This is a genomic window from Martinezella calliandrae (assembly GCF_030272695.1).
GTDB classification, from domain to species: Bacteria; Pseudomonadota; Alphaproteobacteria; order Rhizobiales; family Rhizobiaceae; genus Rhizobium; species Rhizobium calliandrae.
Genome location: NZ_JARFYN010000101.1, coordinates 1 through 10885, shown reverse-complemented (window position 1 = coordinate 10885; position 10885 = coordinate 1). Strand labels below are relative to the sequence as shown.

General features: G+C 59.6%; 9 protein-coding genes and 1 tRNA gene. 8 read left to right on the top strand and 2 right to left on the bottom strand.

From position 1 onward, the window contains the following. The first annotated feature begins 21 nt into the window (after nt 1-21). From PY650_RS35180 to PY650_RS35145, 8 genes are all read left to right on the top strand, one after another. Nucleotides 22-98, top strand: a tRNA-Met gene (locus PY650_RS35180). A 140-nt stretch (nt 99-238) separates the two neighbouring features. Then, nucleotides 239-487 (top strand): helix-turn-helix domain-containing protein, encoded by a 249-nt coding sequence (locus PY650_RS35175; protein ID WP_285884666.1) that lies wholly within the window; start codon nt 239-241, stop codon nt 485-487. 783 nt (nt 488-1270) lie between these two features. Continuing rightward, a complete protein-coding gene (locus tag PY650_RS35170) occupies nt 1271-2281 on the top strand; it encodes a glycosyltransferase family 2 protein (RefSeq protein ID WP_285884664.1) in 1011 nt (336 codons plus the stop codon). After that, a complete protein-coding gene (locus PY650_RS35165) occupies nt 2281-4086 on the top strand; it encodes an ABC transporter ATP-binding protein (RefSeq protein WP_285884662.1) in 1806 nt (601 codons plus the stop codon). The genes PY650_RS35170 and PY650_RS35165 overlap by 1 nt, the downstream gene beginning before the upstream one ends. Beyond that, on the top strand, nt 4083-5306 hold the full coding sequence (locus PY650_RS35160; protein ID WP_285884660.1) for a glycosyltransferase family 2 protein: 1224 nt from the start codon (nt 4083-4085) through the stop codon (nt 5304-5306). Before PY650_RS35165 ends, PY650_RS35160 begins: the two co-directional genes overlap by 4 nt. Beyond that, nucleotides 5303-6613 (top strand): glycosyltransferase family 2 protein, encoded by a 1311-nt coding sequence (locus tag PY650_RS35155; RefSeq protein ID WP_285884658.1) that lies wholly within the window; start codon nt 5303-5305, stop codon nt 6611-6613. The genes PY650_RS35160 and PY650_RS35155 overlap by 4 nt, the downstream gene beginning before the upstream one ends. Next, on the top strand, nt 6610-7350 hold the full coding sequence (locus PY650_RS35150) for a class I SAM-dependent methyltransferase (protein WP_285884657.1): 741 nt from the start codon (nt 6610-6612) through the stop codon (nt 7348-7350). The genes PY650_RS35155 and PY650_RS35150 overlap by 4 nt, the downstream gene beginning before the upstream one ends. Continuing rightward, nucleotides 7347-8558, top strand: a complete 1212-nt coding sequence (locus tag PY650_RS35145; protein WP_285884655.1) for a glycosyltransferase family 4 protein — start codon at nt 7347-7349, stop codon at nt 8556-8558. Before PY650_RS35150 ends, PY650_RS35145 begins: the two co-directional genes overlap by 4 nt. 20 nt (nt 8559-8578) lie before the next feature. Here the strand turns inward: PY650_RS35145 and galE are convergent, their stop codons facing one another. Both galE and PY650_RS35135 read right to left on the bottom strand, forming a co-directional pair. After that, on the bottom strand, nt 8579-9553 hold the full coding sequence (gene galE, locus PY650_RS35140) for a UDP-glucose 4-epimerase GalE (RefSeq protein WP_285884653.1): 975 nt from the start codon (nt 9551-9553) through the stop codon (nt 8579-8581). Further along, a complete protein-coding gene (locus tag PY650_RS35135) occupies nt 9550-10524 on the bottom strand; it encodes a UDP-glucuronic acid decarboxylase family protein (RefSeq protein ID WP_285884651.1) in 975 nt (324 codons plus the stop codon). Before PY650_RS35135 ends, galE begins: the two co-directional genes overlap by 4 nt. Nucleotides 10525-10885: the final 361 nt, after the last annotated feature.

The window sequence follows — 10885 nt, the reverse complement described above, 5'->3', positions numbered from 1 at the left end:
TATACCGGTTTGCGCAGGTGACGCGGGGTGGAGCAGCCCGGTAGCTCGTCAGGCTCATAACCTGAAGGCCGCAGGTTCAAATCCTGCCCCCGCAACCAATTCCACTATAAAAGCCTAACCGCCTATGTCTGACAGGGGCGGCCACTGTACAAGGTGTTGCGAGCAACTTGTGCGGCCGTTGCGTATTTCCAGCGTGAAAGTTATGTCATGTTTTGTGACATTAGCAAGCGGAAATGGCATGAAAAAGGACATTTACCCCGAGCAAATACGAGCAGCCCGAGCGTTGATTGATTGGACGCGAGAAGATTTGGCCGATGCATCTGGGGTGACGATTCGGACTCTGGCCAGACTTGAAAGTGCCCAAACGATCCCGCGGCAGACAACGCTCAAGGCGCTATCGGCCGCACTGGAAGCTGCAGGCGTCGAGTTCATCCCGGAGAACGGCGGCGGTCCGGGCGTGCGATTGGCGAAGAAAATCACGCGTTAATGAAAGGTGGACGAGGTGAGACCCGGCATTGCGGCTGGGGGAGCGGTACTTAAGACAGTTCTTCGAGACTGCGCCGTTACTGAGGTGGCGGCATACCGCGTCAACTCTTACTGCGCCCCGTAAATAGATCGCAGTGCTACTTGGCGTCACCTTCGACACAGACCGCAGCTTGGTGATGAAATTGCCCTTTAACCCGGGCTCAATCCTGGCTGGGCCGGGCTAAAGCGCGGTGCTTTGACAAGCTAGCTGGACAGAGCGCCGGATGTGCCGCCGCTGAAGGAAGACACTATTTGAGTAAAGCAACGGGCCGGAATATCTGCGGTGCAGCCTTTTTGCCTGCTGAAGTCGGCCGGAACGAAACCGCCCCTCAAGGCTAGGCCGCTTCGCGGTGGGCGCACCGCACCAGCCTTGACCGGACGGTTTCGCCCCGGCGGCACGCCGACGCATGTGACGTACGGCGATCGCTTCGTCCTTCAAGAAAGTCTACCAAGAGGGCGCTCACATGGGTTAGGAATCTCCGCTATTCTCCAGACTAAAGTCCAGTTAGTGGCAGGACTTATGTCCGAAAACGAAAATCTTTGGTCCTAATGCCATAGATTATGCTTTCCGCTGCCCCAGACTTTCCCGGCGATGAAAGCAGCGGGTATTCGACCGCTGTTGCCGGGTGTGGAGAGGCTCGATGAACATGAATGGCGTCCTGAAAAACGGCATCGTCGCCCTGGTGCCTGCGACGGTTTTCCTCGGTGGCGGCGTCACCGGATTGGCCGATGTCGTCGCTGATGGGTGGCATTGACTGTGGGGAGTGATCCAAGTGCCACCATTGGCGTTGTGGTGCCAATGTTCAACGCCGAACGCACGATCGGTGCGACCTTGGCCAGTATCTGTCGGCAGACCCATCAGGAGCTGGACATAATCATTGTCGACGACGGTTCGTCGGATAATTCGGCGTCGATCGTGGCCGACTATGCAAAGAAAGATCGACGGATAAGGATCATTCAGCAGTCCAACGGCGGCGTCGCCGCGGCGCGCAACAACGGTGCGGCTGCGACCGACGCAGAGTTTCTTGCGTTTATCGATGCCGACGATCTATGGGCCCCGTCGAAGATCGCCCTTCAGTGGGAAGCGCTGGAGAAAGGCGGCCCGTCGGCGGGATTGGCCTATTGCTGGTTCGCCCTTATCGATGAGGATAGCCGTGTCTTCTCGCTGCACAATCGGCCGACCGCCGAAGGAAGCGTGCTTCAGCGCATGTGCAGGAACAATTTCGTCGGGAATGGCAGCTCGATGCTCATACGTCGTTGCGCATTCGAAAAAGCCGGGCAGTTCGACCCCTCCTTGAGGGCGCGTAAGGCTCAAGGCTGCGAGGACCTTTTGATCTGTCTCAGAATCGCGGAGAACTACGAGTTTCGCGTCGTACCGGAACACCTTGTCGGCTACCGCATGACAAACACCAACATGTCGAGCGACGTCATGCAGATGCTTCGTTCGTGTGAAATCGTTCTCGGGGAATTTCGTCAAAAGTATCCTCACTATGGTACCGACCTAGACGCTCATCTGGTCGAGATGATCCGCTGGCTCGCCGTGAGAGGTTTTGTCGGGGGGCGGTTCTTCGACGGCTGTGATCTGTTGAGAAGATTTTTGGCATTGGACACACGCCTGGCGATATCGAGCCTGCCGAACATGCTGGATGTGTATTGCAGAGCCAGGCTGGTTCCTGACTGGATCAAGGTTCGCTTGAAACGGTTGCGAAACAAGAATGCCCATTTCCGACCGCTCTATATGGAGATGGCCGGGTGATGTTGGTCGTGCCCCTCTTTACGCGATTGCGACGGCTTCTCCACCTGGCGGCAGCACCCGCATGGGCTGGACCGACCATCGTCGGGCTCGGGTTGGCCGCGGCGGTGCTCGAGGGTGCCGGGCTCTTCCTTTTTATTCCCCTCATTCAGAGCCTCGGCGCCTTGGCGCCGCAGCCGGGCAGATGGCAGCCGATTTTCAGCCAACTTCTGGCATCTATCCCCGAACACTATTTGACAGCGTTCCTAGTCGGAGTTTTGTGCCTCAGCATCCTTCTCAAGAATGCGGTCCATCTCATTAATACCTGGGTGACGCGGTATATAGACGGCCTGGTCGCGCATCGATTGCGGGCGAGTGTCTTCGACCAGACCATAAGTTCGTGCATCGACTACAGAGTCGAAAACAAGCGTTCGGACATCATCACGACGATCGCCAACAACACCTGGAAGGTCAGCCAGGGGCTGAGTCTGGCCTACCGACTAATGATCTGCTGCTGCACATTCGTCGTCTTCGTCCTGCTGATGCTCCTGATTTCCGTCCGGCTGACATTTTTCTCGATGATGTTTTTACTTTTTGGGGCCCTGGCCATTCGCCTGGCCACACGCCGTGCCGACGAGACCGGCAAGGCCGTCGTCGAGGAAAACAAACAGTTCGGCCTCAGGATGTGGGAAAGCATCAACGCGCTGCAATTGATCCGGGCCTTCGCACAGGAAGATTATGAGCGAAGCCGCTTCCTTCAGACGTCCGACACTGTGCGGCGGCGTCTCCTGAAACTCGACATGCTATGGGCGACCCCCGGGCCGGTCTCGGAAATCTCGATCACGGTCCTGATCGGCGCGCTCGTTCTCTTGGCGCAGTCGGCAGACATTGGCATTGCCGCTTTGGCCGCCTTTCTGTCGCTGCTTTACCGCCTCCAAGGGCCAACCCGGGAACTGATGCAGTCGAAAATCGCGCTGGACGGACTCGCTGGCAGTATCGATGACGTCGACGATTTTCTGCGCAGGACGGAGAAGCCCTTTCTGGCTCAAGGGATTCTGCCGGCGGCTCCGCTCAGGAAAGCCGTCGAGTTCCGGAGTGTCTCCTTCCGCTACGACTCCGGCGAGCGGCTGGCCCTGCAGGACGTTTCCTTGAGTATTCCCGCCGGCAAGACCACGGCGATCGTGGGAGAGTCGGGTGCAGGGAAATCAACGATCATGGCGCTGCTTTTTCGTTTTATGGATCCAACGTCTGGCGAGATTCTCGCAGACGGCGCGCCACTTTCTGAATTCGATCTCCGCAGTTGGCGAAGGCGTCTTTCGCTCATGTCGCAGGAAGTCCATCTCTTCAACGACACGATCGCGGCCAACATCGCCTATGGCGACCTTGAGGCCGGCGATGCCGAAATACGCCAAGCCGCCCAGATCGCCAAGGCGGACGATTTCATCCGACTGCTTCCGGATGGCTACGAGACACGAGTCGGCGACCAGGGGATGCGTCTTTCGGGCGGACAAAGGCAGCGCATCGCGCTTGCCCGCACAATACTTCGCAATCCCGATATTCTGTTGTTAGACGAGGCAACGAACGCGCTCGACGTCGAGACCGAACAGGCGTTTCAGCTCGCGCTCGATGAGTACTCGCATAACCGGACCGTTGTCGTGATCGCGCACCGGCTTTCGACGGTTGAGGCTGCCGACCAAATTATCGTGATGGCGAAGGGGCGCGTCATTGAGGCAGGCTCGCCGGACGAACTCTTCGAGCGGCAAGGTCACTTTTCCAGGCTCCATGGTTTTCAGCATGGCGGCGCCGCCAGAGTGGAAATTAACCGATGAATTACAAACTTGCTGACATTGAGCTGTCGGAACCCCTAGCGCCGATCGAACTCTCAGCCGGACAGAACGGCATCGGCCTTGTCGCCCGATGGAAGGGCCGATTGATCGCATTCGAAATGGTCGAGTTATCGACCGGATCGGTGATGACGGTCGAAAAGCTGAAAACCCTTGCCGACGAGCGCTTTGCCGGGCGTATCCTCGTTGCCAAACTGGAGGAGGAGCTAAGAAAACGCCAGCCGACGGACGGGGCGGCTCTGCCGAGCCTCAGCATCGCAATATGCACCAAGGACCGCGCGCAACGTCTTTCCCGCCTGCTCAGCTCACTCGACCGGATTCGGGCCGGGTCCGCTTTCCGGTTCGTCGAAATCCTCGTGGTCGACAATGCGTCGGTGGATACCGCCACGCGTGAGGCCGTCGCGGGTTTCACGGATATTCGCTACGTCTTCGAGCCGAAGGCCGGGCTGGATTTTGCCCGCAACGCGGCCCTACACGCGGCAAGGAGCGATATCATCGCCTACCTGGACGATGACGTGGTGGTAGACCGCAATTGGCTTGCCGGTCTTGCCAAGGCCTGCCTTGAAAATCCCGAGGCCGGCGGTTTCACGGGCCTGGTGCTGCCCTATCGCCTCGACACCGAAGCGCAGATTCTTTTCGAACGTCGAGGAGGGTTTGGCCGTGGCTTTGCGCGAAGGGAGTTTCACAATACCCGTTTCGACAATCCTCTGCATCCCGTCGGGTCCGGTATTCTCGGTGCCGGTTGCAATATGGCCTTCGACCGCGCGCTGCTGATCAAGCTTGGCGGCTTCGATGAAGCGCTTGACACGGGAGCGCCGCTGCCCGGAGGCGGCGATCTCGACATTTTTTACCGCGTGCTGCGTTCGGGCCGCCCTATGATCTATGAGCCGGAATACGCGGTCTATCACGAGCATCGCGAAACCATTCCGCAGCTCAGGCGGCAATACTGGACGTGGGGCCTCGGCATGATGGCCTTTCTCGTCAAAAGCTACCGCACCGACGATGAAATGCGCGCACGCCATCGTGCCATGGTCCGGTGGTGGTTCTTCGACCAATTGAAGGCACTTGCTCGCGCCGGGCATCGGTGCCGCGGCCACGAGCTGCGTTTCGGCATAGCGGAGCTGTGGGGTGGAATCTACGGCCTTGCGGGCGAATATGACCGCTCGCGTGCCCGCATCCAGGCGATCCGGGAGCGCAACCCATGACGGCAGATAGTTTTAAGGTGAGGCATGTCGATCTTGCTGTCGCCAACAGCGGCGGCCATGGCGAGCCCGCATTGTCGATCTTCTGGTGGAGAGACCTGCCGCTTGGCGCGCGAGCATCTCTGCAGGACGAACTGCCTTACGGCGCCTCCCAGTTGCACCAACTCGCAGCCGAATTCGCAGCCGCGCAACTGGAAGCGCGCGGCAACGGGCTTGGCGCCCCGTTGCGGGCCACTTACGAAGGGTGGCCCAAACCCGCGCTCTCGCTGGAGGCCGCGCTCGAAGCGGAAAATCTGGTCGAGAGCCTCGAAGAGTTCGCAATATCGTCTTCCGCTTCTGCGGATGATATCTCTGTGGTGATCTGCACCCGCGATCGGGGTCCGGCGCTGGCCGACTGCCTTCGCAGCGTTGCTGCACAGCGCAGCACTCCCGGGGAAATCATCGTCGTCGACAATTCCAGCGATGGGAACGCCAAGGGCGTGTGCGGGCAGTTCGCTAACGTTCGTTATGTCCATGAGCCGCAGCCTGGCTTGAGCCATGCCAGAAACGCCGGAATTCGTGCAAGCCGGCTGAATATCATTGCATTCACCGACGATGACGTCGAAGTGCATCCCGGTTGGACGGCCGAGATCGGCCGCGCCTTTGCGGATAGAGACGTGGATGCGCTTACGGGCCTTGTGCTGCCGGCGCGCCTCGATACGGCTGCGCAATGCTGCTTTCAGTTCACCATGGGCGGCTTCGGGACTACCTTCGTGCCGCTCACGTTCGACAGGCGGTTTTTCGAAGAAACACGGCCGAGCGGCGCGCATGTGTGGAAGATCGGCGCCGGAGCCAACATGGCCTTTCAACGATCCGTATTCGAGCGGGTCGGCATGTTCGACGAGCGCCTCGGCGCGGGGGCCGCCGGATGCTCCGAAGATTCCGAACTCTGGTATCGGCTTCTGGCAACCGGCGGAGCCTGCCTTTACGAACCGCGCGCTGTCGTCTTCCACCATCATCGAAGTGACTGGCAGGGGCTCAAGCGGCAGATAAGAGCTTACATGAAAGGCCATGTGGCGGCGCTTGTGGCGCAGTACGACAATTTCGGCGATCGCGGAAACATCGTGCGCATCGGCAAGCAACTGCCGGTCTACTTCCTTAAGACCTTCGTCAAGGCGCTTTTCGAGGGTCCGCCAGGCAGGCTCGCAATTTTGGCCTCAGAGGTACAGGGATGGGTTGCCGGGTTGCAGTTTCTTCTGCGCTTCGGTTGGAGAAAGCGGCGTATAGCGATGCGCGTAGCCGCCGCTGATGCTAAGGGAATAGCGAAATGATCAAGAAGGCACAGCTTGGCCAGTTCCTGGCCAGGAATCCTTATCCAAATGGCCTGACCGATGGCCTTTTCTATCGTGAGAAGATGCGCGCTATCCACCGCGTCGCCCCAAAGGAAACTGGCGGCTACGGACGGGTGTTGGAAATCGGCGGCGGTCGCAGCGGCCTCGCCAGCATCCTGTATCCGGAGGCGGAGATCGTCACCCTCGACATCGATCCGGAACTGGCCGAGCATCAGCCCTCGTGGGCGAAATCGACCTTCATTTGCGGTAATGCCTGCTCGCTGCCTTTCGCCGACGAGAGCTTTGATATCGTCACCCTGTTCGATGTGCTGGAGCATATTGAGGATGACCGCCTCGCCGCACAGGAGGCGTTACGAGTGGTGCGGCCGGGCGGCCATGTCCTCATCTCCACCCCTGAGGCCAAATGGCACTATCCCTATTTCAGCATCATGAAACGCCACTGCCCGCATGAGAGCGAGCTGATGCGCGAATGGGGGCATGTCAGGCGGGGGTACAAGGACCCGGAACTTGCAGCCCTTTTCGACAGGTCGCCGGAACGGCGTGCCACATTCATCAATCCCGCCACGGCGTTCTTCCATGACGTCTCGTTTTCCCGCCTTGGACGCCGCCGCCGTAAGGTTCTTTACGCGCTGGCCGCTCCCCTGACGGTCATCGGCTATCTGATGCACCGGCCCTCCACGCGCGGCACCGAGACGGCATTCGCCTGGCGCAAATGACCGGCCGCCAGCCGCGGGTGATCGCCCTCTTTCCGTGGGGCGATGTAATCGAGGAGTTTCTCGAGCCGATTGGGCTTGAGCTTCAGGATTTCGTCGAGCGGATGACGGGAGGCTGGCTGTTCGGCTATGCCGCCGCGCTGAGTTCGGTGGGCCACAAGCCGATCATCGTATGCGCATCCGATCGGGTGACCAGAATTGAGCGCTACGAGCATTTGGGCACAGGCACGCCGATCTGGATCGCACCGGCAAGACGATCCCGACAAGGCCATTCTCCTGCCGCCTATAGCCTGCAGCGCTGGGCCGCGACGCCGCTCGCGGCCTTCCGCGAGATCCTCACGCGCTCCCGATGCGACGTGCTGCTCGCCCAGGAATATGAATATATTCGCTTTGATGCACTTGCTTGGCTGGCGCGCAGCATAAGCGTTCCCCTCTATGCCACCTTTCAGGGCGGAGATCGCACGCTGTCCTGGACCGAGGCGATTGCGAGACAGTTATCTTTGCGCGCCTGCCGCGGTCTCATCGTCGCTTCCTCCGCCGAACGCGGCCGTCTCTCCAAGGCCTATCCGCGCATTGCGCTCAACATCGCGAACATTCCGAACCCGCTGGATACTGAGGCATGGCGGGCCATGGACCGCATGGAGGCACGAACAAGCCTTGGCCTGCCGCAGGATGGCTTCGTGGTCCTCAATCACGGGCGCATCGATATCCGCCGCAAAGGGCTCGACGTCCTCTTGAAGGCTTGGGCGAGCTTCGCTGGAGATTCAGCCAGCCAATTGGTGATCATCGGCTCGGGACAGGACAGTGACGCCTTCACAAAGCTCGTCCATGAAAGCGGGCTTTCGAATTTGCAATGGCTTTCCAGCTACACGACGGATCGGCCTCTGATCCGTCGCTGGCTTTCAGCAGCCGATGCCTATGTCACGGCGTCTCGCATCGAGGGCATGCCGGTCGCGCCATTGGAAGCGATGGCCTGCGGCCTTCCCGTCGTCGCCACCGACGCGCAGGGTTTGCCGGACATTCTGGCCGACGGAGAGGCCTCCGGCGGCCTGATGGTTGAGCAAGAGCGGCCAGAGGAAATTGCCCAGGCCTTGGCGAGATTGAAAGACGATAAAGCCCTTCGCGCACGACTCGGCGCGGCTGCCAGAAAGCGGGTGACGGAAAAGTTCTCGATCCAAGCGGTCGGCGCCGCTCTCGGCGATTTTTTTTGACAACCACACGCAAGTAAGGGTCACATCCGGCCGCGATACCAGGCGAGTGCCGTGTCTATGATCTCATTGATGTCGGAATGCCTGGGCCCCCATCCAAGCTCCCGCTTTGCCTTTCCGGCGGCCGCGACGAGGGCCGGCGGGTCACCGGCTCTACGGGGACCATAGGCAACGGGAAGTCCCTGCCCGGAAACGCGGCCGACGGCGTCGACCAATTCTTTCACCGTCGTTCCGTTGCCGGTGCCGAGGTTATAGACATGCACTCCCTGATCCCGCAATAGCTTTTCTCCCCCAAGGACATGGGCATGCGCCAGATCGGTGACGTGAACATAATCGCGGACGGCGGTGCCATCGCGCGTGTCAAAATCGGTGCCGTTGATGGTAAAGACCCGGCCCGGTTTGATTGCCGCCTCTATCGCGAGTGGGACGACATGGGTCTCGGGCTCGTGCCGTTCACCGATCTCGCCGTCGGGGTCGCAGCCGGCTGCATTGAAATAGCGCAACATCACGGCATTGAGGCCGCGAGCAAGCGAGAAATCCTCGATGATCCGTTCGATCATGAACTTCGACCAGCCATAGGGATTGATCGGCCACTGCGGATGCTCCTCGTCGATGGGGGTGCGCATCGGGATGCCGTAGGAAGCGCAGGTACTTGAAAAGATCAGCCTGTTGATCCCGGCTTTAAGCATTTCCTCGATCAGCACCAACGTCCCGAATGTGTTGTTCCGGTAGTAGAGCTCGGGATGCGAGACGGATTCGCCGACATAGGCGTAGGCCGCGAAATGCGCCACCACATCTGGTCGGTACTGGCGCAGCGCTGCCGCGACTGTCTCGGCGTCAGCAATGTCACCCTCGACCAGCGGGCCCCATTTGACTGCGTCGCGCCAGCCTCGGGAGAGATTGTCATAGGTGACGACAGACCAGCCGGCCTCGGCGAACGCCTTGCAGCAATGCGATCCGATATAGCCGGCTCCGCCTGTGACAAGGACAGTCGTCATTCGGCAGCGACCTGCTGCGAGCGGTCCGACGAAAGCAAGTCGTCGAAAAAGGCGATCGTTCTGGCAAGTCCGCCTCGCAACGGGACCTTCGGCTCCCAGCCGAGCTCACGCTTGGCTAGCCCGATGTCTGGTTGTCGCTGCCGTGGATCGTCGGTAGGCAGGGGCAGGTATTTGATCTTCGATCGGCTCCCGGTCAATTCTATGACGAGCTTGGCAAGCTCCAGCATGGTGAACTCGACCGGATTGCCAAGATTGATAGGGCCCGTGACCTCGTCGTTTGTTCCCATCAAGCGAACCAGGCCGTCGATGAGGTCGTCGACATAGCAGAACGAGCGTGTCTGCTCGCCGTTGCCATAAACAGTGATCGGCTTGTTTTCCAGCGCCTGTACGATGAAGTTGGAGATGACGCGGCCGTCGTCGGGGCGCATCCTCGGACCATAGGTGTTGAAGATGCGCGCCACCTTGATCCGGAGCCGGTGCTGGCGCCAATAATCGAAGAACAGGGTTTCGGCGCAGCGCTTGCCCTCATCGTAACAGGAGCGCGGTCCTATCGGATTCACCCTGCCCCAATAACCCTCCCGCTGCGGATGGATCTCGGGATCGCCGTAAACCTCGGACGTGGAGGCCTGGAGGATCTTTGCGCCGACCCGCTTAGCGAGCCCTAACATGTTGATCGCACCGTGGACGCTGGTCTTGGTCGTCTGCACCGGATCGTACTGGTAGTGAACCGGGCTTGCCGGACAGGCGAGGTTGTAGATTTCGTCGACCTCTACGTATAGAGGAAACGTAATATCGTGGCGGACGATTTCGAAAGACTTGTCTTCGAGCAAATGCGCGACGTTGCTTCTGCGCCCCGTGAAAAAATTGTCTACGCAAATAACCTCGTGTTTTTCTTGCAAAAGTCGTTCGCAAAGGAATGATCCGAGGAAACCTGCACCACCTGTAACCAGAATTCGCTTCGTTTGCTGCATGGCGGGTTACCTCGAAGCCAGTTCGGTTTCTCTGTCGGCCAAAACCGTAGCGAACTCCAGGGCGACGATGCCGATATTGAGGACGTCGTTCATGTTCATCGACTTCTCCACGTGCCTTGCAACAGCGGTCGGCTACCCCGCCGCTTCCATCGCGGAGAAAAACCTGGCGTAGCGGAGGGCATAGTCTATGGCGTTAGGACCAAAGAATAGCGTTTTGGGACATAGGTCCGATCAAGCACGGACTTTAGTCTGAGGACGAAGTTAGACCGTATGTTCCTGGGATGAAGGTGGCCCGCCCCCGCGGTAAGCTGAATTCGGGGGTTGCTCTGGATAGGCCGGAGCCGAGCCCCACGCTTAAGCG

Bases quoted from the DNA above. Each gene is read 5' to 3' on its own strand.
- PY650_RS35150 (WP_285884657.1), top strand. From the start codon at position 6,610: ATGATCAAGAAGGCACAGCTTGGCCAGTTCCTGGCCAGGAATCCTTAT.
- PY650_RS35135 (WP_285884651.1), bottom strand. From the start codon at position 10,524: ATGCAGCAAACGAAGCGAATTCTGGTTACAGGTGGTGCAGGTTTCCTC.
- PY650_RS35155 (WP_285884658.1), top strand. From the start codon at position 5,303: ATGACGGCAGATAGTTTTAAGGTGAGGCATGTCGATCTTGCTGTCGCC.
- PY650_RS35175 (WP_285884666.1), top strand. From the start codon at position 239: ATGAAAAAGGACATTTACCCCGAGCAAATACGAGCAGCCCGAGCGTTG.
- PY650_RS35145 (WP_285884655.1), top strand. From the start codon at position 7,347: ATGACCGGCCGCCAGCCGCGGGTGATCGCCCTCTTTCCGTGGGGCGAT.
- PY650_RS35165 (WP_285884662.1), top strand. From the start codon at position 2,281: ATGTTGGTCGTGCCCCTCTTTACGCGATTGCGACGGCTTCTCCACCTG.
- galE (WP_285884653.1), bottom strand. From the start codon at position 9,553: ATGACGACTGTCCTTGTCACAGGCGGAGCCGGCTATATCGGATCGCAT.
- PY650_RS35160 (WP_285884660.1), top strand. From the start codon at position 4,083: ATGAATTACAAACTTGCTGACATTGAGCTGTCGGAACCCCTAGCGCCG.